The organism is Rhodococcus sp. NBC_00297, assembly GCF_036173065.1.
In the GTDB taxonomy this organism is placed as follows: Bacteria; Actinomycetota; Actinomycetes; order Mycobacteriales; family Mycobacteriaceae; genus Rhodococcoides.
Map to the genome: position 1 here is coordinate 165,348 of NZ_CP108041.1, position 22,974 is coordinate 188,321.

Sequence of the window (22,974 nt, forward strand, 5' to 3'; positions counted from 1 at the left end):
CCGCTAGACATTGAAGTACTTCGCCTCCGGGTGGTGCAGCACGAACGCATCCGTCGACTGCTCGGGGTGCAACTGCAACTCGTCGGACAGATCCACCCCTATGCGCTGGGGTTCGAGCATCGCGACGAGCTTGATGCGGTCCTCCAGATCGGGGCACGCGCCGTACCCGAACGAGTACCGGGCACCGCGGTACTCGAGCTTGAAGTACCCCTCCACGTCGGACGGATCCTGATCCACGAGGGAGCGGCCGCTGGGCAGCACCAGTTCCTCGCGGACCCGGCGATGCCAGTACTCCGCGAGCGCCTCGGTGAGCTGCACGCCGATGCCGTGCACCTCGAGGTAGTCGCGGTACGCATCCGCCTTGAAGAGCTCGTTGGCGAAGTCGGCGATGGGCTGACCCATCGTCACCAGGTTCATCGGCAGGACGTCGACCACCCCCGTCTCACGGGCGAGGTCTCGCGACCGCACGAAGTCCGCGATACAGAGGAACCTGCCGCGGTCCTGGCGCGGGAACGTGAACCGGAAGCGCTCCGCCGCATCGGGTTCCGGGGACTCGAGGACCACCACGTCGTCACCCTCGGACACCGCCGGGAAGTACCCGTACACGAGTGCCGCGTGCGCGAGGATGCCGTCGGTGCTGAGGCGGTCGAGCCAGTACCGCAGGCGCGGACGGCCCTCGGTCTCCACCAGGTCCTCGTAGGACGGGCCCTCACCGGCGCGTGCGCCGCGCAGACCCCACTGACCGAGGAACAGGGCACGCTCGTCGAGAAGCCCCGAGTACTCGGACAGCGAGATGCCCTTGACGATCCTGCTGCCCCAGAACGGGGGCGCCGGAAGCTCCTTCTCGACGGAGACGTCGGAGCGCTCGGGAACGACGACCGGTGTCTCCGCGGCCTTGCGCTTCTCGGCGATGCGCCGGGACCGCTCGTGCCGCTCCTTGCGCTCCGCGGTCTTCTGCTGAGCGGCGAGCGCCTCCTCGCTGTCGGGAGCCGGCGCCACACCGCGTTTGGTGTTCATGATCGTGTCCATCAGGCGCAGGCCCTCGAACGCGTCACGCGCGTACGACACCTCACCCTCGTAGACCTCGGCGAGATCGTTCTCGACATAGGACCGGGTGAGCGCTGCGCCACCGAGCATGACGGGGAACTTCTCGGCGACGCCCTTGGCGTTGAGCTCGAGCAGGTTCTCCTTCATGACCACCGTGGACTTCACCAGCAGACCGGACATGCCGATGACGTCGGCACGCTTGTCCACCGCGGCGTCGAGAATCGCCGAGATGGGCTGCTTGATACCGAGATTGACCACCTCGTAGCCGTTGTTGCTCAGGATGATGTCGACGAGGTTCTTGCCGATGTCGTGGACGTCGCCCTTGACGGTGGCGAGCACGATGCGGCCCTTGCCGTCCTCGTCGGACGCCTCCATGTGCGGCTCGAGGTGTGCCACAGCGGCTTTCATCACCTCGGCGGACTGCAGCACGAACGGAAGCTGCATCTGCCCGGACCCGAACAGCTCACCGACGGTCTTCATGCCGGACAGCAGCGTCTCGTTGATGATCGCGAGCGGCGGCTTCTCCTGCATCGCCTCGTCGAGATCGTCTCCCAGCCCGGCACGCTCACCGTCGACGATGCGGCGCTCGAGGCGATCGAACAAGGGAAAGCCGGCCAGTTCCTGTGCCCGCGACTCGCGTGCGGACGCCGCGGAGACGCCTTCGAACAGCGCCATGAGCGCCTGCAACGGGTCGTAGCCCTCGCGGCGACGGTCGTACACGAGGTCGAGCGCGACCTGGCGCTGCTCCTCGGGGATCCGCGCCATGGGGAGGATCTTCGACGCGTGGACGATGGCCGTGTCGAGCCCGGCCTCCGTGCACTCGTGCAGGAAGACCGAGTTGAGCACCTGCCTCGCAGCAGGATTGAGGCCGAACGAGATGTTCGAGATACCCAGGGTGAAGTGCACCTCGGGATGACTCTCGTGCAGTCGACGGATGGCCTCGATGGTCTCGATGCCGTCCCGCCGGACCTCTTCCTGGCCCGTCGAGATGGGGAACGTCAGGGTGTCGAGGATGATGTCCGATTCCGGCAGACCCCAGTTGTCGCGGATGTCGGCGATGAGCCGCTCCGCGATGCGGATCTTCCAGTCCGCCGTCCGGGCCTGACCCTCCTCGTCGATCGTCAGCGCGACGACCGCCGCTCCGTGACGCTTGACCAGCGTCATGATGCGCTGGAAGCGCGAGTCGGGCCCGTCGCCGTCCTCGTAGTTGACGGAGTTGACCGCGCTGCGCCCACCGAGGTGCTCGAGCCCGGCCTCCAGGACTGCGGGCTCGGTGGAGTCGAGCATGATCGGCAGCGTCGAGGAGGTGGCCAGGCGCGAGGCCAGAGCCGACATGTCGGCAGCACCGTCGCGGCCGACGTAGTCGACGTTGAGATCGAGCATGTGCGCGCCGTCGCGCGTCTGGTCCTTCGCGATGTCGAGGCACTTCTGGTAGTCCTCGGCCAGCATCGCGTCACGGAACGCCTTCGAACCGTTGGAGTTGGTGCGTTCGCCGATCATGAGGATGCTGGCGTCCTGCTCGAACGGCACCGCTGCGTAGAGAGACGAGACACCCTTCTCGGGCTTCGGGTCCCGCACTCCGCGGCGCGCGTCGTGCACCGCGTCGGCGACCTGGCGGATGTGCTCCGGGGTGGTTCCACAGCAGCCACCCACCAGGGAGAGGCCGAACTCGGTGACGAAGCCGCTGAGCGCCTCGGCCAGCTCGTCGGGACCGAGCGGGTACTCGGCACCCTTGGGGCCGAGCTGCGGCAGGCCGGCGTTGGGCATGACCGAGACCGGCACGGTGGCATGCCTGCTGAGGTGACGTAGGTGCTCGCTCATCTCGGCGGGGCCCGTGGCGCAGTTGAGGCCGATCAGGTCGACCCCGAGCGGCTCGATCGCGGTCAGTGCCGCGCCGATCTCGCTGCCCAGCAACATCGTGCCGGTGGTCTCGACCGTCACGTGCGTGATGATCGGGATGCGGATGCCCAGCTGCTCCATCGCGGCCTGACTGCCGAGGATGGCGGCCTTCACCTGGAGCAGGTCCTGGCACGTCTCGATCAGGACGGCGTCGGCGCCACCGTCGATCATTCCCAGCGCAGCTTCGGCGTAGGCGTCGCGCAGCGCCCGGAACGGGGCGTGGCCGAGGGTGGGCAGTTTGGTGCCCGGCCCCATGGACCCGAGCACGAAGCGGCCCATGCCGTCTCGCCCGGTACCCATCTCGTCGGCGACCTCGCGGGCCAGGATCGTTCCCTTGTACGACAGCTCGCGGATGCGGTCCGAGATGTCGTAGTCGGCGAGGTTGGGGAGGTTGCACCCGAAGGTGTTGGTCTCGACGGCGTCCGCGCCCGCCTCGAAGTACTCCCGGTGGATCTGGCGGAGCACGTCGGGACGCGTGTCGTTGAGGATCTCGTTACAGCCTTCGAGGCCGCGGAAATCGTCCAGCGTCAGGTCTGCGGCCTGCAGCATCGTTCCCATGGCACCGTCGCCGATGACAACACGCTGGGACAGCGCATCGAGCAGGCGTGATCGGAATTCGACAGGCATGCCCCCAAGCGTAGTGGTCTGTCCCGACAGCTCTGGTCGTAGGCTGGGCGGGTGAGTGCGCCAGAAACGCCCGAGGGCGATCTCCCCGTGGTCCAGGACCCCCCGACAGACCTCGCCGCCGGCGTCGCTGCCGAGCTGGTGGCCGGTGTCGGAGCGGACGATCAGGACTCCGCGACGGACGAGTCCGAGCTGGACGAGATCCTGCCGACCCTGCGCAGCCCGATTCTCGTCGCGGCGTTCGAGGGATGGAACGACGCGGGCGACGCCGCGAGCGGCGCGGTGGAGCATCTCGAACTGATCTGGGACGCGACGCCCCTGGCCGAGCTCGACTCCGAGGACTACTACGACTACCAGGTCAACCGCCCGACGGTCCGACAGGTGGACGGTGTGACGCGCGAGATCGAGTGGCCGTCGACGCGATTGTCGGTGTGTTCGCCTCCCGGCAGCGACCGCGACGTCGTGCTGCTGCGCGGTATCGAGCCCAACATGCGGTGGCGGAGCTTCTGCGACGACCTGCTCGAGTTCATCGACCAGCTCGGGGTCGAGACGGTCGTGATTCTCGGCGCACTGCTCGCCGACACGCCCCACACCCGGCCCGTTCCCGTGACCGGCACCGCGTACAGCACCGAGTCGGCGGAGCAGTTCAACCTAGAGCAGACCCGGTACGAGGGCCCGACCGGCATCACCGGTGTTCTGCAGGACGAGTGCGTCAAAGCGGGGATTCCGGCAGTGTCCCTGTGGGCGGCGGTCCCGCACTACGTGTCCCAGCCGCCGAACCCCAAGGCCACCGTCGCCCTGCTCCAGCGTGTCGAGGACGTCCTCGACATCGAGGTGCCGCTCGGCGAGCTGCCGTCCCAGGCGGAGGACTGGGAGGAGTCGGTCACCGAGATGACCAAGGACGACGACGAGATCGCCGAGTACGTCCGCACCCTCGAGGAGCGCGGCGACGCCGAGGTCGACATGTCGGAGGCCGTCTCCAAGGTGGACGGCGATGCGCTGGCCGCCGAGTTCGAGCGCTACCTGCGCCGACGCGGGCCGGGCAGCTTCGGGCTGTGACGCGCGCTCGTCACCGGTGAGCGCGCGACTCGCACGGCTCCGCATCGGCGCTCTGTACGCCGGTGGCTTCCTCGGCCCGTTCGGCGGCGGAGTGGTGTCCTCGATGCTGCCCGAGATGGGCGCGGATCTGGGGGTGTCCACCGGGTCGGCGGCATCGACTCTCAGCGCGTACCTGTTTCCGTTCGCTCTGGCCATGCTCGTGTCGGGCACCCTCGGCGCGCGATGGGGCCGGGTGCGCACCGTGCGCCTCGCCTACCTGCTCTACGTCGTTTCCTCGCTCCTGTGTGCGGTCGCGCCCACGCTCGACCTGTTGCTGGGTGCGCGCGCGCTGCAGGGCATCGGCAATTCCTTCACGACGCCGCTGCTCCTCGCGTCACTGGCGGCCGTCACTCCCCGCGAGCGCCTCGGACGGGTGCTGGGTACCTTCGGCGCCCTGCAGGCGGCGGGTCAGACCAGCGCGCCGCTGGTCGGTGGCCTCGCCGCCGAGTTCGACTGGCGGTACGCGTTCGTCGTGCTGGCCGTCGTCGCCGCGATCCTCGGGCTGGTCGGGCTCCCCGCGGCCACCGCGCCGTCCACCCCCGGCGGTCGTCCCGAACGGTTGCGCGACGCTCTCACCGTCCCGGTCCTCCGCGTGGCAGTGGTCGCGCTCCTCGGCTGGGGCGCCCTCGGGGGACTCAACTTCCTCGTCGCCTTCCGCGCGGAGGACACGTTCGGTCTGTCCTCCACCCAGCGCGGACTGCTGCTGACCGTGTTCGGGGTCGCCGGAATCCTGGTGGCGCGACGCGTCGGTGGACTGATCGACCGCATCGGGCCGCGCCGAGCGATCGTGGGTGCCGCTCCTGTCGGCGCGGTCCTCATCGCCCTCGCCGGCACCATGCCCAGCCTGGTGGTCGTCGGCCTCGTCTGGGCGGCAGCGGGTGTCGCCAGCCAGTTCATCCTCGTCGGCGTCAACGCCGCTGTCCTCGGCTCGTCGGGGGCGAACCGCGGCGGCGCCGTGTCGGTCGTCCAGTCGTTCCGGTTCTCCGGGGCGGCCTTCGCTCCTCTCGCGCTGACCCCGCTGTACGCGGTGCACCCGACGTCGGCCTTCGTCATTCCCGCCGTCCTGCTGGCAGTGGTCGCGCCGCTGGTGATGACCGGGCGGAAGACCTGACACTGCGGCGGCCGCGCTCGAGAGTGAATGATGACGCCGCCGTAACACGGGCGCAGCAGTGCCGTCACCGCGTGCACGGACAGTCGTCCCATGGCCAGCACTCCGAAGTTCATCCAAGGCGTCTTTCCCTTCGTCGGGCACGGCCTGGGCAAGTCCGAGCTTCTCGACGCCGCCACGGCGTACACCGTTCCGTCGGGCCTGACCGCCCAGCCGCTCTACTTCCGCGGCGGTAACTCCTCCGACGAACTGGTCGTCGTCACGCTCACGCGCGACGGAGAGTCGATGCGCGTGTTCCCGATGGGCGCGAAGGCGAGCGTCAACGTTCCGCTGCGCGTCGTCGAGGACGTCGATCCCGACTCGGTTCTCGAGCTCACCGTCGCGGCGCCCGACGGCTGCAGCGGCGAGGTCGTCGTCGATTTCGGGATGATGATCTTCTGATGCCGGCTGCAGGAGAACGGCAGCGCCTGCTCGTCGTCGGCAACGGAATGGCGGGGGCCCGCACCGTCGAGGAGATCCTCGGCCGCGACCGTGCGAAGTTCGACGTCACGATGATCGGCGACGAGCCGTACGGCAACTACAACCGCATCATGCTCTCGCACGTGCTCTCGGGCGAGTCGTCCATCGACGACGACGATCTGATGCTCAACCCGATGGCCTGGTACCGGGAGAACGGCGTCACCCTCCACGTCGGAGACCGGGCGGTGGCGTTGGACCGCTTCGCCAAGAACGTGACGTGCGAGAGCGGACGCGTCGTCCCCTACGACACCGTGATCATCGCGACCGGGAGCACGACGTTCTTTCCCAACATGGACGGACTGCGGGAGGCCGACGGCAGACTGGCGCGCGGCGTCTTCGGTTTCCGGACGATCGAGGACACCAACGGCATGCTGCAGATGGCGTCCTCCCGCGACGGCATCCGCGCCGTCGTCATCGGTGGCGGACTGCTGGGCCTCGAAGCCGCCTACGGTCTGCGCACGCAGGGCATCGACGTGGACGTCGTGCACTCCCCCGGACACCTGATGAACCAGCAGCTGGACGAACGTGGTGGACGCGTGCTGCGCAACAAGATCGAGGACCTCGGCGTCGGCGTGTACACGTCCAAGCGCACCACGGCTGTGTTGCGGGACGAGAGCGGTGCCGTCACCGGGGTCGCGTTCAACGACGGTTCCACCCTGCCCGCGGACATGATCGTCGTGACGGCCGGTATCCGCCCCAACGTCGACCTCGCGCGGCGGGCCGGACTGGTGATCGAGCGCGGCATCGTCGTCGACGATCAGATGCGGTGCGAGGACGAGGGAGCGATCCACGCCGTCGGGGAATGCTGTCAGCACCGCGGTGAGGTGTACGGCCTCGTGGCCCCGCTGTGGGAGCAGGCGTCGGTCCTGGCCGACGTGCTGACCGGCGCGAATCCGGCTGCGGCATATCATGGTTCGAGGCTGACGACGAAGCTGAAGGTCGCGGGCGTCGATGTTGCGGCCATGGGTGTCAAGGGTCCCGAGCGGGACACCGACGAGTTCGTGCAGTTCTACGAACCCCGCAGCGGCACCTACAAGTCGGTGGTCGTGCGGGACAACAAGCTGATCGGCGCGATGCTGCTGGGCGACATCAGCAAGGTGAGCTTCCTGACTCAGGCGTTCGACGAGAAGGTACCGCTTCCCGACGAGCGCATCAGCATGCTGTTCGACATGGGTACGCCGAGCGCGGAGACCGGCGCCGCCGAACTGTCCGACGATGTCCAGGTGTGCAACTGCAACGGGGTCACGAAGGGCGACATCGTCGCCTGCGTGCACGGCGGGGCCACCACCGTCTCCGAGGTCGTGGGAAAGACCCGTGCGGGCAAGGGATGCGGATCCTGCAAGGGCCTGGTCGCCGACATCGTCGCCTGCGCCGCCGGTGGAGCGCTCGCGGTCGATCCCGCGGCGGACTGGTACGTCCCCTGTATCCCGATGTCCAAGCCCGAGCTGATCGAGGCCGTCCGCTCGCAGAACCTCCGGTCCGTCTCCGCAGTCTTCGATGCGTTGGCCGACGCCGAGGACGCGACCGCGAAGATGCCGCTGGCCTCGCTGCTGCGCGTGGTCTGGGGACCCGACTGGGTCGACGAGCGAGGCGCGCTGTTCATCAACGACCGCGTTCACGCCAACATCCAGCGCGACGGCACCTTCTCCGTCGTGCCGCAGATGAAGGGCGGCGTGACCACCCCGGACCAGTTGCGGCGCATCGCCGATGTGGCCGACAAGTACGGCGTCCCGCTGGTCAAGGTCACCGGTGGCCAGCGCATCGATCTTCTCGGCATCAAGAAGGAGGACCTGCCGAAGGTGTGGGGCGATCTCGACATGCCGTCCGGGTACGCGTACGGCAAGAGCATGCGCACCGTGAAGACCTGTGTCGGCAGCGATTTCTGCCGTTTCGGACTCGGTGACTCCACCGCACTCGGCATCGCGATCGAGGAACGGTTCCAAGGTCTCGAAACTCCCGCAAAGCTCAAGCTGGCCGTGGCCGGATGCCCCCGCAACTGCTCCGAGGCGCTCTGCAAGGACTTCGGTGTGGTGGCCGTCGGCGACGGCCGCTGGGAGATCTACATCGGCGGCGCGGCCGGCGCACACATCCGCAAGGGCGACGTCCTCGCCACGGTCGACTCCCCCGAGGAGGTCCTGACCCTCGCGGGCCGGTTCATCCAGTACTACCGAGAGGAGGCGAAGTGGCTCGAGCGAACCTACGCCTTCGTCCCGCGGGTCGGCCTCGAGACGTTGCAGCGACTGCTCGTCGACGACGCCGAGGGTCTCTGTGCAGGACTCGACGAGCGCATCCAGATATCCATCGACGGCTACACCGATCCGTGGAAGGAACGCGCGGCGCCGCGGTCACCGGCGCAGTTCGCTCCCTCCCTCCCGCTTCTCCCGCTGCCTCAGGTGCCGGTTCGATGACGACGGCACAGGCGACCGTGGTGGGAACCGTCGACGATCTCACCCCCGGCGAGGGCCGGACCTACGTGGTCGACGGACGACAGATCGCCGTCTTCCTCCTGACCGACGGGACGGTCCGCGCCATGGACGCGGTGTGCCCCCATCGCGGCGGGCCGCTGGCGGACGGGCAGATCGACGGGGCCGTCGTCGTGTGTCCCCTGCACCAGTACCAGTTCTCCCTGGACACCGGCCGGTGCACCACCGACGGCATCGGAACGGTCGCGACCCACCGTGCCGACGTCGTCGACGGGCAGGTGGCTGTCCGACTGTCCTGACCGCCTACCCTGTTGCAGTGACCGAATCCGCCGACTCCTTCGTGGTGGACGACAGGCTCCGGCTCTTCTCGTTCGCGACAGCCGAGAAACGGGCCGACTACCTGCGGGTTCTGCGCGCTTTCGAACATGCCCGCACCGGCTATGTCGTTCTGCTGCACGCCGGCGAGGTGGCCGAGATCCTGGCCCGCACCGACGGCGGCGACACTCTGACCGGCGTCGAGATCGGCCCGCTGCTCGAACAGTTGCACACGTGGGGCGTCCTCGAACGCAGCTACGACGGCACCCGCGCGGCCACGCTCGCCGAGTACCGCAATCGCCACTACGTCTACCAGTTCGGTCAGGTCGGCTACCAGGCATACCGCGCCGTCGAGGACGTCCTGGCCGCCCGCCCCGAGGACGCCTCGCTCTCGCGTCTGGTGCTGCCCGAGCTGCTCGCCGACCTGGAGGATCTCGCGGCGGCGAACCTCGCCGGGGACGCCGACCTGGTGTACCGCAAACTCGATCGGCTCGACACCGCTCTCAACGACATGGCCACCCGCGCCGCGCACTTCTACCTGTCGCTGGGCGACCTCGTCCGCACCACGGACGTCACACCCGAGTCGTTCCTGGCACACAAGGACGCATTGCTCTCCCACATGCGGGAGTTCTCCCTCGACCTCGCACGCTTCGGCCCCAAGCTCACCGCCGCCATCGAGCGGGTGGATGCCACCGGACTCGACTCGCTGCTCGACCGGGTGGCAGCCAGTGACGAACGCGTCTTCCTCAGCCGCGAGGAGCGCCGCGCCGACTGGGCGGGCCGGTGGACCGGTCTCGTGCACTGGTTCACCTCCACCGACGGCGAGCTCACCGAGTCGGATCGTCTGCGGGAGGGCACCATGAGCGCCATCGCCGCCGTGCTGTCGCTGCTGCGCCGCGTCACCGAGACCCGCAGGGGCGGAGTCAGTCGCGAGTCCCAGCTGCGACATCTCGCCGGGTGGTTCGCGTCCGCTCCCTCCGAGGAGTCCGCCCACGCCCTGTTCGGTGCCGTGTTCGGCCTCGGCCGGCCTCGTCACCTGTCGATGGTCCACCCCGACGACGACATCATTCCCACCACGCGATCGTGGTGGGACGCTCCGCCCGTCGAGATCTCGCGCACGCTCGCCGAGACCGGTCGGCCCCCCGCCGCCGGTGCTCCTGCCAGGGTCCACCGCAACGACTCCGGTGTCCGGCGTCTGCGCGAGGAACAGCTGAGCGTGCAGCGTCGCCGCGCTCAGGCCGCGCGATCACTCGCCGAACACGGGGTGTACGAACGGGATCTGACCAACGAGGAGACCGACGTGCTGCTCGGGCTGCTCAACGCCGCCCTCACCGCACGCGTCCCGGTCAGCGGCCACGTGGGCAGCTCGACCGGCTCCGAGGGTGGCGTCACCCTGACACTGGCACCGCACGAGCAGTCCACCGTGGTGCGCACCGAACGCGGTCTACTGCACCTCGAACGGCTGTCACTCACCATCGGCGCGCGGCGATGAGAGCACGCACCATTCCGAGCCTGGCACTCGACTCGTACCAGCGCGCCGCCCGAGTCGTGTTGTCCCACCACCTGATCACCCGCACCTACCCGGACCGCATCGCCCTGCCCCTGGTTCGCCGATGGGCCACGGAACTGCGCGAGGACATGCTCGATCTCTTCGGATACCGACTCGAGGTCACGGAGACCACGGCCCGGCTCTACCCCGTACTCGACCGGTTGGACGCGAGTCGACCGGCCCGCACGACCTCCGACCGCGTCTTCGACCGTCGCCGCTACGCATTCCTGGCGCTCACCCTGGCGGCACTCGGTCGCGCGGGTGACCAGATCACGTTGTCCGAGTTGGCGGTTCAGGTCGCCTCCGATGCCGGACGCGTGGTCGGGGTCGACCTCGACACCGAACGCGCGACCGACCGGGACGCCTTCGTCGACGCCGTCGGCTGGTTGTCCGTTCGCGGTGCGATCACCCTGGCCGACGGTGATGCCGGCGGGTGGGCGCACAACCCCGACGCGGGAGAGGCCTTGTACGACATCGACCGCTCCGTCGTCGTGGCCCTGTTTCGTCCACCGCGCGCGCTCCAGCATCTGCGCAGCACGGCACACCTGCTGCACAGCACCACGGACGACCCGGCCGATCGCGCTCGCCGTGCCCGCCGTGCGCTCGTCGAGCAGCCCGTGGTCCACGGCCCCGACTCGGTGCCGGACGACCGGTCCGTCGAGGATGTCCGGCTGCTGACCGGACTGTCCGTCGAACGCCGGGCGGAGGGCATCGCGCTCATCGACACGTCGGGACGCCTGTCGGACATCAGGTTTCCGTCCACCGGCACGGTCGCGCAGGTCGCCCTTCTCCTCGCCGGTGAGATCGCGGAGCGGGTACTCGATCCCGATGCCGACGATCGGACCACGCTCGAGGCGGACATCGACCCCACCGACGAGCTGCTCGCGGCACTCGACAGCGCGATCCCGGACGGCGGCGTCGTGGACGACCTGGTCGACGACTCGGTCGCCCCGGACACGGTGGAGGCGTCGGACGAGCCGATCCGGCACCCGTTCGTCGCAGACTCCTGGCTCGACGAGACCGTCGGCGCCCTCGTCGACGCCTACGGCCGCACCTTCGCCGCTCAGTGGCAGGCGGACCGTGCCGGGGTTCGCGCGGCCGCTGTCGCACTCCTGACGAACCTCACTCTGGTGGCACCGGTACGCGGGGGCATCGTCGCGTTGCCGGCCCTGGCGCGCTATCGGGGAGTGGTCGTCACCGTCCGAGAACAGGCGTCCGCCGGCCTCTTTCCCACCGATCACACGAGCACCCTCGAGGAGCACACCCCGTGACGCGCAGCACCCGATTCCGGCCCACGCGCGCCGGCATCATCAACCTCTGGGACTACCGCGATCAGGAGTTCTCGTTCGCCGACGGTCGGCTGGTGTTGCGTGGCCCCAACGGATCCGGCAAGACCAAGGCACTCGAGGTGCTGTTCCCGTTCGTGTTCGACGGCCGGATCGAGCCGCGTCGCCTCAACCCGTTCGCGGGTGAGGAACGCACCATGAAGTCCAATCTGCTCTACCGCGGCCAGGATTCCGCGCACTCGTACGTGTGGATGGAGTTCGCACGTGGCGATCGGGACGAGCCCGAAGCGGTGACCGTCGGCATCGGCATGCGTGCGACACGGTCGGCGGACAAGGTGACGCGCTGGTACTTCGTCGCCGACGGCCGCGTGGGCGTCGACTTCTCGCTGCTGGGCACCGACGACAGGCCGCTGACGAAGAAGCAACTGGCCGAGCAGATCGGAACCGACGCCATCGTCGATCGGCCGGTGGACTACCGCGCCGCCATCGACGCGCGACTGTTCGGTCTCGGCGCCGAGCGGTACGACCAGCTCATCACCCTGATTCTCACGCTGCGACGCCCGCAGTTGGCGAAGAATCTCGACCCGAAGGGCTTGTCCCGTGCGCTGTCCGACGGACTGCGCCCCCTCGACGAGCACCTCGTCCTCGAGGCGGCGCGCTCCTTCAGCGACATGGAGGAGGTGGGCCGCGCGCTCGAGGGACTGGTGCAGGCCGACCACGCGTCGAAGAGGTTCGTCGAGGTCTACTCGAAGTACCTCGCCGTCCAGGCGCGCACCGACGTCGATCAGGTCGGTCGACGTCTGGAGGCCGTCGACCACGCCACCGTCGCCCTCTTCGCCGCCAAGGGCTTGCGTGAACGACGACGGGTCGAGCGCGTCGAGGCGGAGAAGCGGTACGAGGCGGCCGAGCGCGCACTCGATCTCGCCGTCGCCGACCAGCAGACCCTGCAGCGGTCCACCGCCTACGAGGGCAAGCAGCAGCTCGACGATCTCGCGGATGCGGTCCGCAAGCTCGAGGTGTCCACCGCGCAGCAGCGCGACAAGGCTCGCAAGGCGACGGAGGCCGTCGACGTCCGGCGACGAGAGGCAGACGAGGCCGCAGTGGCGCTGCGGGAGTCGACCGCGTCGATCGTCCGCGCCGAGGACGAGCTCCTCGCGGCCGCCGAGGACGCCGGCATCGCCTGGACGCCACTCCCCCGCGACGCCCGTACCGACCAGATCACGGCAGCGGTACGCGGTCATGCCGAGGAGCGGGACGGGGACGTCCGGGCCGTGCGTGCCGCGCTGTCCGTCGTCGACCGTGCCACCACCGAGCGTGCCCGTACCGAACGGGCCGCCGACCGCGCCCACACACTGCACGACGCCGCGGTGGCCTCCGTCCGCGAGGCCGAGGCCGCCGTCGAGTCGTCCCGTGCCGCGACGGCGGAATCGCTGCGCGCGTGGTGGGCCACGCACGCCTCGGTGCTGGACGACGGCGAGATCCTCGAGTCGTTGCACACCGCGCTCGCACGCGTCGGTGAGGACGACGCACCCACGCTCGGTGAGGTACTCGGCGACGGAGTTCGCGAGCTGCTCGACACGGTGCGGGACCGACGGAGTGCTGCACTGCAGGACCGGGACGACGCGGCGCGCACCATCGCCGAGTCGACGGCCGAGCGCGCGTCGGTCGCCGCCGAGCACGACGACGCTCCCCCGGCGCTGCGCACCCGTACCGGCGACCGTGCGGGTCTCGACGGCGCACCGTTCTGGACACTCGTCCGCTTCGCCGACGACGTCAGCGCCGACGATGCCGCGGCCCTCGAGGCCGCGCTCGACGCGGCCACCCTGCTGGACGCGTGGGTCGCCGACACGGCTCCGACGGGGCTCGTCTCGGATCAGTACCTGACCGCCACCGCACCGGTGACCGGGCGATCGCTGGCCGACGTCCTCGTCGTCGAGGACGACATCCCCGTGCAGCACAGCACCGTGCGGGCGATCCTCGACTCGATCGCTCTGGACGACGTGGGCAGTTCTGCGGGGGTCGGACGGGACGGGAGCTTCGCGCACGGTCTCGTGCGCGGCGCGCACCACAAGGACGCCGCCGAGTACATCGGCGCGACGGCACGAGCTGCACGGCGCACGTCCCGCATCGCGGAGATCGACGAGGCCCTCGAGGTGGCCACCGCGCGGCGCGACGAGGCCGATCGAGTCGCCGGGCAGTGTCGAGAACGTCTCGACTCGATCCGCGCCGCCGTCTCGACGGTTCCTCGTACGTCGGAGGTCACCGCGGCGCTCCGGGCGGTCACGTCGGCCGCCGGCGCTCTGCGATCGACGACCGAGTCGGTCGCGTCCGCCGACCGAGAACTGGACCATGCGATCGCCGAACTGTCTGCCGCCGAACGACGTCTGCGGACGGACGCCGTCGCGCGGCGGGCTCCGTTCACGCCGCGAGACCTCGACGCGCTCGCGGCGGCGATCCGCCACTTCGAGAACACCGGTTCTGCCATCCTGCGCCACCGCGGCGACGCGGACCGGTCCGCCGAGCGCGACCGGGAAGCTGCCGGGCGCCTCGACGAGGCCATGATTCTGGCCGAGGAGTACGCGGAGGAAGCGGCCATCGCCGAATCCGACTACGAGCAACAGCACGCCAAGTTGGAGATGCTGCGGGACTCGCTCGGTGCGAGCGCCGAGAAGATCGATGCCGAGCTCGACGCGATCAGGATGCGCATCGAGGCGTGCAAGACCGAGCAGCGCGCCGCCACGAAGGCGGACCGTGAATCGGGCGAGGCCATCGGCAAGGCGGAGGGCGCGCACGAGACGGCCGTCGCCGGACTGACGACCGCGTTGACCGAAGCGCTCAGCGACGCCGCGCGACTGGCTCCCTACGCGCACCGCGATCTGCTGGCGGTGCTCGGTGCGGCGCGCGACTGCTCCTGGCCGGCGAGCGACGCGGCCTGGTCGACGGTCGAGCAACTGCTCTACCGAACCGACACGGCTGCCGGGCCAGACGAGGCCCCGGACGTGCTGCCCCCGGAAGTGCACCGACTGCACACCGAGCTGACCGAGGCGACGGCGCAGGTCAAGGTCAGCGATGCGAGCCGCCGCTCCACACGCAGCGCGCTGACGGCGGCGTTGCAGGAGTTCGACGCTCAGCTGGCCGCGTCGGGTCAGGATTTCCGGCTCAGTTGGGACGCGGCCGACGGGGTCACGGTGGTGCGGGTGCAGGACGAGCAGGGCCACTCCACCATCGCCGACTTCGCGGATCGCATCGACGCGGCACGACGCGACCAGGAGACGCTGCTCACCGATGCCGAGCGCCGTATCCTCGAGGACGCTCTGCTCACCGGCCTGGCGCAGCAGATCCACGAGCGCACGGTCGACGCCCGCGAACTGATCGCCCGTATGGGATCGGAGATGAAGCAGCGCCGCATGTCGTCGGGCAACACCATCGGCGTGCACTGGGTGCTCGCGGACAACCTCGACGACAGCACCCGTGCCGTGTCGAAGCTGCTCGAGCGGGACGCCTCCGCGCTCGGACCCGAGGAACTGGCCGAGATGCGTGTGCACTTCGCGGCACAGATCCGGACGGCGCGGGCGCAGCATCCCGAGCGCTCGTACCCCGAGATCCTCAGTGCCGCACTGGACTACCGGCAGTGGCGCGTCTTCGCATTCACGCTCATCTCCGGTGACGGCTCCGAGGACAGACTCACCGTCGCACGCCACAGTGCGCTCTCGGGCGGCGAGCAGTCGGTGTCGCTGCACCTCCCGCTCTTCGCGGCGGCGCACGTGATGCTGTCGTCCGCGGACCCGCACTCACCGCGGTTGCTCGCACTGGACGAGGCGTTCGCGGGTGTCGACGACAACGGTCGCAGCGAACTCCTCGGTCTCAGTGTGCAGTTCGACCTGGACCTCTTCATGACGGGCTACGACCTCTGGATCACCTACCGCGACGTGCCCGGGTGCGCCCACTACGACCTCGCGCACTCGACGGTCGAGAACACCGTCAGCGCAGCGCTTCTCGTGTGGGAGAACGGGGAGTTGCTCGCGGAGCACGACGGGTCGGACCTGGCGGCGGCACTGGGCTCGCCGTTGAGCCGCCGCGTCGACCTCCCCGCGGAGGGTGGGCTTGACTTCGCCGAGGTGTGATGGTGGGTGTGGTGTTCCACTACCGGGTGTTCGCGGCGGGAATCCGCTCTCTCGGGCTGACACTGGCACAACACTCCCTCAGCGACGAGCGTGCCGTCGCCTTCTGACCTCGTGGGCGATCTGTCGAGCGATGCTGTCCGGATCACGCAGCACATCGAATGCCGCGTAGCGGAGCACACGGAATTCTGCCAGGACCAAAATGTTCTGGCGCACGCGATCTCGTCGGAAGACATCCCCGTCGATGTGGAACTCCCGGCCGTCCACCTCGATGATCACCCGCGACGCCTCGTCGTAGAAGTCGACGATGAACGCCCCGACCCGCGCGTTGACCTTCAGGCGCAGCCCGATGGCGATGAGGGCACGGTCCAGAACCCGTTCGGGCTCGGATGCGAACCTCGTCGAGGCAGATCTGAGTTGCTCGGTCAGGCGAGCGTTCCCCGAGCGCCCCGGTGCCGACGCGACGAGTCGCTTCACGGAATCCCGTGTCATGCCCGCGGCCAGCCGATGATCGACGAGTCGACCCGCCGCACGAGGTTCCATGATGGCGACGCAGTCGAGGAGTGCCTGCGCCTCCGTGACGACGGTGAGGTCGTCGACCCGAGTGACGGCATCACCGGCCAGATCACGTCGATGAAGGACGAGCCACGACGGAGTACGGCCCTTTCTCGCCCGGGGGACCGTGGCCTCGATGATGGCCGGTTCGGCGAGCCACCCGTACAAGCGGGCGGCCGTCCCGATGACTGAGGACGGCGTCCGATCTCCACAGCAGGACGGCGGCGCACCGTCCGGTCCAGCTCGGTTCGGTGCGAGAGTAGATCTGCGGTAACACGCGGTGGTAGTCGCGAGAGAGGGAACTGCTGGAGACTCCTGCCGCCAACAGTTGCCGACGTGTCGCCAGGCCATACGTGGTCATGTTCGAGATCGTCGACGAGTGTGTGCGATCGTCAGCGCAGCCGACCAGGGTCGACAGAGAAGCTGTGGATCGAGCGACCCTGTGGACGACGGGAGTGGTGTTCCACTCGATCGGTCACAGCGCGGAGAACCGCGATCACGAACTACGAGTGGAACACCACTCCCGACGAGCTAGAGCTTCACACCCAGCAGCGCGTCCACCGCCAGCGACACCAGCCCCGGCGCCGCGGGGTCGGAGCCGCCGAGCGCCACGGCGTCGTGTGCCCACGCATCGATCGCGTCGAGTGCCTTGGCGGAGTCGAGATCGTCGGCCAGGTGCTGGCGCACGCGGGCGACGGTGTCCTCGGCGGACTGTGCCGACTCGAGCGCCACGGCCTTGCGCCACAACGCGAGTCGGTCCTGCGCAGCGGCGAGGATCTCGTCGGTCCAGGTGCGGTCCTGCCGGTAGTGGCCGGCGAGGAGACCGAGGCGGATGGCACCGGGATCGACACCCGCAGCGGTGAGCTTCGAGACCAGGACGAGATTGCCCAGCGACTTGGACATCTTCTCGCCGTCGAGGCCGATCATGCCGGTGTGCACGTAGTGTCGCGCGAAACGGTCTGCGCCCGTGAGTGATTCGGCGTGGGCCGCGGAGAATTCGTGGTGCGGGAAGATGAGGTCACTGCCGCCACCCTGCACGTCGAAGCCGGATCCGATGCGGTTCAACGCGATCGCCGCGCACTCGATGTGCCAGCCGGGGCGCCCCGGACCGAACGGCGAGGGCCACGACGGCTCGCCCGGGCGCTCGGCCTTCCAGACGAGGGCGTCGAGAGGGTCGCGCTTGCCTGGGCGGTCGGGATCTCCGCCGCGCTCCGCGAAGAAGGTGTCCATCGTCGCCCGGTCGTACCCGGACTCGTAGCCGAACTGCTCGGTGGCGTCCGCGCGGAAGTACACGTCGGGGTACTCGGCGTCGTCCACCACGTAGGCGGCGCCCGAGGCGACGAGCTTCTCGACGAGCTCCACGACCTCGGTCACGGACTCGACCGCGCCGATGTAGTCGCGCGGCGGGATGACGCGGAGCGCGGTCATGTCCGACCGGAAGAGGTCGGTCTCGCGCTGTCCGAGCGACACCCAGTCGTCGCCGTCGCGTGCCGCGCGCTCGAAGAGCGGGTCGTCGACGTCGGTGACGTTCTGGACGTAGTGCACGTCGTGGCCGGCGTCGCGCCACACCCGGTTGACGAGGTCGAACGTCAGGTAGGTGGCCGCATGGCCCAGGTGCGTCGCGTCGTACGGGGTGATGCCGCAGACGTACATGGTGGCGGTCGAACCGGGCGCGACGGGACGCACGGCGCGATCGGCCGTGTCGTACAAACGGAGCGGCGGGCCCTCACCCGGCACGCTGGGAACGTCCACTTCGGGCCACGACTGCATGGGTGAAGACTATCCGGTCGGGCCGGAGCCGCCGCCGCGTGCCCGGTCTAGAACGCGGGCCAGGGAATGGGCCTGCTGGAGTCGGGCGCCGGCATGACCGGTTCCGCGAGCAACCGCGACACGCGACCGGCCAGCGCCTCGATCTCCTCGTCGGTGATGTGCGGCGCGAGGGTGTCCCCGAAGGCACCGCGCAGGTCGCGGGAGAAGTCGACGAGGTCGGCCACCAGAGCGGCGTCGACGGGTCGACCGGCCCACCCCCACAGCACGGTCCGCAGCTTGTTCTGCCGGTGCAGGGCGATGCCGTGGTCCACGCCGTACACGGAGCCGTCGAGTGCCTCGAGCACGTGTCCGCCCTTGCGGTCGGCGTTGTTGATGACGACGTCGAGAACAGCCATCCGGTGCAGCCGCGGATCGTCCGCGTGCACCAGTGCCACCTCGTCGCCGGCATCGTCGTAGGCCCGGAGCACGGGGATGTAGGACGAGGGCACGAGGTCGGGGCGGCAGAGGTCCACCATGTCGTAGCCCTCGCCCTTCTCGGGGAGGCGCTCGACGGTGTCGATCCACCGCTGCACCATGCCGACACCGAGCGGACCGTCCCGAAGCACGGTCGTGGGCACGACGCCCCAGCCCAGTGCGTCGGAGATCAGGTAGGACGAGATCTCGCGGCCCGCCAGCGTGCCGTCGGGGAAGTCCCACAGCGGCTGTTCCCCGCGCACCGGCTTGTAGACACAGCGCAGTGTCGGCGCGGGATCCTCACGCTCGATCTCGCACACGAGCGTCGCGTTGGACGCCTGCACCACGCGACCGACGATGGTCATCTCGCCGTGCGCGAGCAGGTCCGTGTCGTCGTCGGTCCAGGGCGCGGTGGCGTCGCCGGCGGAGGTCAGGACTCGTCCCCGAACTCGGTGGTGTCGCTTCCCAGCACGGTGCCGCGCCGGTACCCGTTGGTCCGCACGCACATGTGACCACCGGGCGCGAGGGGCTCCCCGCAGAGCGGGCACGGGGGCCGACCGGCAGCGATGACGCGCTCACTGCGCGCGGCGAACTCACGGGCCTGCTCCGGACTCAGGAACACCCGCACGGCGTCCGGACCCTCGTCCGTGTCGTCGAGCACCACCGACTCGTCGATCTCGGTCTCAGTGATGGCGAGCAGCTCCACCACGACGGCGCCGGCGTCGGCGTCCCAGCCCAGACCCATGGTCCCGACCCGGAACTCGGCGTCCACGGGCATCACCAGTGGGTCGACGTCGCTCGGATCGGCTTCCTCGGGTGGCACATCGGTACCGAAGCGCCTCGCCACCTCGTCGAGCAGGAGCCCGACACGGTCGGCCAGGACCTGAACCTGCTGCTTCTCGAGCGCCACCGACACCACTCGGGCGTCGTGCACTGCCTGGAGGTAGAAGGATCGATCGCCGGGCTCACCCACCGTTCCGGCGACGAACCGGTCGGGGGTGCGAAAGACGTGAATCGCGCGTGGCATATCTGCACCTCCAAAGATCGCGCCGCCGAACTGCCGCGGCTGTGACTCCCATTATCCGCGTGTTGTCACTGTCCGGTGGAACCACCGGGGACGGCGTCCGATTCCGACGCGGTCGGAGCCTGGTCGGACGGGGCCTCGGCAGTGGTGTCCGTCTCGGCGGGCGGCGTCGGAACGAACTGCGTCAGATCCCCACCGAGATCGCCGAGACGATGGACGAACGGCCGCGTCTCGGTGTACCGGACGACACTGATCGACGCCGGGTCCACCACGATGCGCTGGAACTGGTCCAGGTGCGACCCCAGAGCATCGGCCAGGACGGACTTGATGACGTCGCCGTGCGAACAGGCCACCCACAGCACGTCGGCGCCGTGCTCGGCGGCGAGCCGCGCGTCGATCTCGCGGATCGCGCGCACCGCCCTGATCTGCACATCGGCGAGGCCCTCACCCCCGGGGAAGACGGCAGCGGACGGGTGCTGCTGCACCACCTTCCACAGCGGCTCCCCCACGAGATCCTTGATCGGCTTGCCGGTCCACTCGCCGTAGTCGACCTCGAGCAGCCGATCCTCCACGACGGGTTCGAGCTCGCGCGCCGCAGCGAGGGGCGCGACCGTCTGTTCGCACCGGAGCAACGGTGATCGCACGATCGCCGCGAGCGGAAGCACCTCGAGACGGGCGACGACACGCTCCGCCTGCTCCCGACCGAGATCGTCGAGTTCCACGCCGTCCGACCTGCCCGCGAGCGTGCCGGCCGTGTTGGACGTCGAGCGTCCGTGGCGCAGAAGTATGACCGTCATGACCTCAGCCTAGTGAGACGCGAGGGGCGCCCGGCGTCGCGGTGGCGTCAGTTCGCTGCGACGACACCCGTGGCGAGGAGGCCGAGAACCGCGACGCCGACGACGATGCGGTACCCGACGAACCAGTACAGCGAGTGGTTCTCGACGAAGCGCAGCAACCAGGCTATGGAGGCGTACCCCAGTACGAAGGCCACGAGCGTCGCCACGACGAGCTGGGATCCCGATGCCTGCAGACCTTCGCCCGCCGGTTCGAAGGCATCCGGCAAGGAGAAGAGTCCGGACGCGGTGACGGCCGGGATCGCGAGCAGGAACGAGAAGCGGACCGCGGCGGCACGCGTCAGGCCCATGAACAGACCGGCACTCGTGGTGGCGCCGGATCGGGACACGCCCGGGATGAGCGCCAGACACTGCGCGGCGCCCATGACGAGGCCGTCGCGGGTGGTGAGCTTCTCGATCGGTCGCGTCTGTCGGCCGACCTTCTCCGCGACGGCGATGACCACGGCGAACACGATGAGCAGCGTCGCGATGATCCACAGGTTGCGCGCGCCCGTCCGGATCGCGTCCTTGAAGACGAAGCCGAGCACCCCGATCGGGATGGTGGCGAAGATGACGTACCACCCCATGCGGTAGTCCAGCGTGTCGCGCTGGGACTTGTCGGCGATACCGCGGAACCATGCCGCGACGATGCGCCCGATGTCGCGGGCGAAGTAGAGCAGGACCGCGGCCTCGGTACCGAGCTGGGTCACCGCGGTGAACGACGCGCCGGCGTCGTCACCGAAGAAGACCTCGGAGACGATGCGCAGATGTGCCGAGGAGGAGATGGGGAGGAACTCGGTCAACCCCTGCACGGCGCCGAGCACGAGGGCCTGCACCCAGGACATCGATTCCGCGATCATCGCTGCTCTCCTGCCGTCCGATTCCGCGGCGCGCAGACGCCACCGACGAGGTTTCCTGTCGAAGTCACGAGGCACGACCGTACTAGGGTCGTGCCTCGACCACCGTGTCGGCAGGACGAGACACGGACGGAACACGGCGAAACGGATGCACTGCCTTCATGAAGCACAGAACGGTCGGGAGCAGCGGGCTGCGGGTGTCACGCCTGGGGCTCGGAACGGGTGAATGGGGACGCGGAGTCGACGGTGACGACGCCGCGGCGCAGGTGACGGCGTTCGTCGACGCGGGCGGGACCCTCGTCGACGCGTCCGCCTCCTATGGAGACGGACGCGCGGTGCGGGTGTTGGCCGAGATCGTCGACGACGTGGTTCCGCGCGGTGAGCTGGTTCTCAGCATCGATTCCGGCGTCTCGCGTCCGGACACCTCGGGGCACTGGACCGTCGACTGCTCGCGGCGCGCGCTCCTCGCAGACCTGGACAGGACACTGCGCGAGCTCGGCACCGATCACCTCGATCTGTGGAGCGTCGGCGCGTGGGATCCGCAGACCCCTCTCGGTGAGGTGGCGGCGACTCTGGAGCACGCGGTCTCGTCCGGGCGGGTGCGCTACGCGGGTGTTCGCGGCTTCACGGCGTGGCAGCTGGCCACCGTGTCGGCGTCCGTCGACATCACCGCGGCGCAGGCGGAGTACTCCCTGCTCGCGCGCGGCGCCGAGGACGAGCTGTTCCCCGCGGCCGACCACCACGGCGTGGGCGTTCTCGCGGTGTCGGCTCTGGCGGGCGGCGTGCTCACGGGCAAGTACCGGGACGGTGTACCCGCGGATTCACGCGGCGCGGACGATCACCGACGCCACGCGCTCGCACCCTTCCTCGGTGAGGACGGCGGGAAGGTGGTCGAGGCTGTCATCACGGCGGCCGACGGTCTGGGCACGTCGCCACTCGCGGTGGCTCTGGCGTGGGCCCGAGATCGCCCCGGTGTCGCGTCGGTCGTGGTCGGGACGCGGGACATCGGTCAGCTGACGGGTGTGTTGGCCGCCGAGGAGGTCGCGCTTCCGTCGGCCATCACCTCCGCGCTGGACGACGTCAGTTCCTGACCGTCACTTCGGGTCGATCGCGTTGCCCAGCCGCCCGAGTAGCGATCGCAGGAGTGTGGTGTCGGGCGGCTGCGGCGAGTCGAGCGGACGGACGTCGGCGACCGCGTCCCGGACCGCGGCGACGATCGAGCGCTCGTCCGAGAGGTCGACGTCCGTGACATCGCGCTCCGCGACCGCGTCGACGTCGAGATCGTCGGGAACGGCCTGCGCCAGGTCGGAGCGGTAGACCTCCACGCGCAACGACTTACCGCGTACCCGGAAGGCGAAGCTCCGCCCGTCCGGAGTGGACCCGAACCCGTGGGCGTGCGCCCCCACCGACACGTCCTCCACCGAGAACTCCGCATTGCTCGGCCCCGTCATGCGCCCTCCCTCGCTCTCTCTCGTCGACAGGCACTCGTCGAA

At 69.3% G+C, this 22,974-nt stretch carries 17 protein-coding genes; 9 read left to right on the forward strand and 8 right to left on the reverse strand.

The window, feature by feature from the left end:
* Positions 1–3 precede the first annotated feature (3 nt).
* Positions 4–3,573: a methionine synthase gene (metH, locus tag OG947_RS00740; RefSeq protein WP_328812911.1), complete on the reverse strand. Its 3,570-nt coding sequence runs from the start codon at positions 3,571–3,573 to the stop codon at positions 4–6.
* Between the two features lie 189 nt (positions 3,574–3,762).
* Between metH and OG947_RS00745 the strand changes: the two genes are divergently transcribed.
* From OG947_RS00745 to OG947_RS00780, 8 genes are all read left to right on the forward strand, one after another.
* Positions 3,763–4,629, forward strand: a complete 867-nt coding sequence (locus OG947_RS00745) for a PAC2 family protein (RefSeq protein WP_197027772.1) — start codon at positions 3,763–3,765, stop codon at positions 4,627–4,629.
* Between the two features lie 16 nt (positions 4,630–4,645).
* A complete protein-coding gene (locus OG947_RS00750; protein WP_308115429.1) occupies positions 4,646–5,779 on the forward strand; it encodes an MFS transporter in 1,134 nt (377 codons plus the stop codon).
* Between the two features lie 90 nt (positions 5,780–5,869).
* The gene (locus OG947_RS00755; protein ID WP_042572487.1) at positions 5,870–6,217 is read left to right on the forward strand and encodes a hypothetical protein; all 348 of its coding nucleotides are present in this window, start codon (positions 5,870–5,872) and stop codon (positions 6,215–6,217) included.
* On the forward strand, positions 6,217–8,703 hold the full coding sequence (nirB, locus tag OG947_RS00760) for a nitrite reductase large subunit NirB (protein ID WP_328812912.1): 2,487 nt from the start codon (positions 6,217–6,219) through the stop codon (positions 8,701–8,703). The genes OG947_RS00755 and nirB overlap by 1 nt, the downstream gene beginning before the upstream one ends.
* Positions 8,700–9,017: a Rieske (2Fe-2S) protein gene (locus OG947_RS00765; protein ID WP_056444601.1), complete on the forward strand. Its 318-nt coding sequence runs from the start codon at positions 8,700–8,702 to the stop codon at positions 9,015–9,017. The genes nirB and OG947_RS00765 overlap by 4 nt, the downstream gene beginning before the upstream one ends.
* A gap of 17 nt (positions 9,018–9,034) precedes the next feature.
* Positions 9,035–10,525: a TIGR02677 family protein gene (locus OG947_RS00770; protein ID WP_328812913.1), complete on the forward strand. Its 1,491-nt coding sequence runs from the start codon at positions 9,035–9,037 to the stop codon at positions 10,523–10,525.
* Positions 10,522–11,853, forward strand: coding sequence for a DUF2398 family protein (locus OG947_RS00775; protein ID WP_222631118.1), 1,332 nt, complete (start codon positions 10,522–10,524; stop codon positions 11,851–11,853). The genes OG947_RS00770 and OG947_RS00775 overlap by 4 nt, the downstream gene beginning before the upstream one ends.
* Positions 11,850–15,992 (forward strand): TIGR02680 family protein, encoded by a 4,143-nt coding sequence (locus tag OG947_RS00780; protein ID WP_328812914.1) that lies wholly within the window; start codon positions 11,850–11,852, stop codon positions 15,990–15,992. Before OG947_RS00775 ends, OG947_RS00780 begins: the two co-directional genes overlap by 4 nt.
* 78 nt (positions 15,993–16,070) lie before the next feature.
* On the opposite strand, the gene OG947_RS00785 is transcribed toward OG947_RS00780, so the two are convergent.
* The 6 genes from OG947_RS00785 to OG947_RS00810 form a co-directional block, all read right to left on the reverse strand.
* Complete coding sequence (locus OG947_RS00785) at positions 16,071–16,712, reverse strand: endonuclease domain-containing protein (RefSeq protein WP_328812916.1); 642 nt, start codon at positions 16,710–16,712, stop codon at positions 16,071–16,073.
* A gap of 363 nt (positions 16,713–17,075) precedes the next feature.
* Positions 17,076–18,314 carry a cysteine--1-D-myo-inosityl 2-amino-2-deoxy-alpha-D-glucopyranoside ligase gene (mshC, locus tag OG947_RS00790; RefSeq protein ID WP_328812917.1) on the reverse strand — a complete coding sequence of 413 codons (1,239 nt, stop codon included), beginning with the start codon at positions 18,312–18,314 and terminating at the stop codon, positions 17,076–17,078.
* 47 nt (positions 18,315–18,361) lie between these two features.
* Entirely contained in the window at positions 18,362–19,201 is an 840-nt protein-coding gene (locus OG947_RS00795; RefSeq protein WP_442973113.1) for an SCO1664 family protein, read from the reverse strand.
* Complete coding sequence (locus OG947_RS00800; RefSeq protein ID WP_027505335.1) at positions 19,198–19,794, reverse strand: DUF3090 domain-containing protein; 597 nt, start codon at positions 19,792–19,794, stop codon at positions 19,198–19,200. The genes OG947_RS00795 and OG947_RS00800 overlap by 4 nt, the downstream gene beginning before the upstream one ends.
* A 65-nt stretch (positions 19,795–19,859) precedes the next feature.
* The gene (locus OG947_RS00805; protein ID WP_328809797.1) at positions 19,860–20,588 is read right to left on the reverse strand and encodes a histidine phosphatase family protein; all 729 of its coding nucleotides are present in this window, start codon (positions 20,586–20,588) and stop codon (positions 19,860–19,862) included.
* A gap of 47 nt (positions 20,589–20,635) precedes the next feature.
* Positions 20,636–21,481: an undecaprenyl-diphosphate phosphatase gene (locus OG947_RS00810; RefSeq protein ID WP_027505333.1), complete on the reverse strand. Its 846-nt coding sequence runs from the start codon at positions 21,479–21,481 to the stop codon at positions 20,636–20,638.
* A gap of 161 nt (positions 21,482–21,642) precedes the next feature.
* Between OG947_RS00810 and OG947_RS00815 the strand changes: the two genes are divergently transcribed.
* Positions 21,643–22,572: an aldo/keto reductase gene (locus OG947_RS00815; RefSeq protein ID WP_222631102.1), complete on the forward strand. Its 930-nt coding sequence runs from the start codon at positions 21,643–21,645 to the stop codon at positions 22,570–22,572.
* 3 nt (positions 22,573–22,575) lie between these two features.
* On the opposite strand, the gene OG947_RS00820 is transcribed toward OG947_RS00815, so the two are convergent.
* Positions 22,576–22,932 (reverse strand): hypothetical protein, encoded by a 357-nt coding sequence (locus OG947_RS00820; RefSeq protein WP_027505331.1) that lies wholly within the window; start codon positions 22,930–22,932, stop codon positions 22,576–22,578.
* Positions 22,933–22,974: the final 42 nt, after the last annotated feature.

Excerpts from the sequence above, each read along its gene's own strand:
- OG947_RS00800 (WP_027505335.1), bottom strand. The coding sequence starts at position 19,794 with ATGCCACGCGCGATTCACGTCTTTCGCACCCCCGACCGGTTCGTCGCC.
- OG947_RS00765 (WP_056444601.1), top strand. The coding sequence starts at position 8,700 with ATGACGACGGCACAGGCGACCGTGGTGGGAACCGTCGACGATCTCACC.
- OG947_RS00820 (WP_027505331.1), bottom strand. The coding sequence starts at position 22,932 with ATGACGGGGCCGAGCAATGCGGAGTTCTCGGTGGAGGACGTGTCGGTG.
- nirB (WP_328812912.1), top strand. The coding sequence starts at position 6,217 with ATGCCGGCTGCAGGAGAACGGCAGCGCCTGCTCGTCGTCGGCAACGGA.
- mshC (WP_328812917.1), bottom strand. The coding sequence starts at position 18,314 with ATGCAGTCGTGGCCCGAAGTGGACGTTCCCAGCGTGCCGGGTGAGGGC.
- OG947_RS00775 (WP_222631118.1), top strand. The coding sequence starts at position 10,522 with ATGAGAGCACGCACCATTCCGAGCCTGGCACTCGACTCGTACCAGCGC.
- OG947_RS00815 (WP_222631102.1), top strand. The coding sequence starts at position 21,643 with ATGAAGCACAGAACGGTCGGGAGCAGCGGGCTGCGGGTGTCACGCCTG.
- metH (WP_328812911.1), bottom strand. The coding sequence starts at position 3,573 with ATGCCTGTCGAATTCCGATCACGCCTGCTCGATGCGCTGTCCCAGCGT.
- OG947_RS00805 (WP_328809797.1), bottom strand. The coding sequence starts at position 20,588 with ATGACGGTCATACTTCTGCGCCACGGACGCTCGACGTCCAACACGGCC.
- OG947_RS00755 (WP_042572487.1), top strand. The coding sequence starts at position 5,870 with ATGGCCAGCACTCCGAAGTTCATCCAAGGCGTCTTTCCCTTCGTCGGG.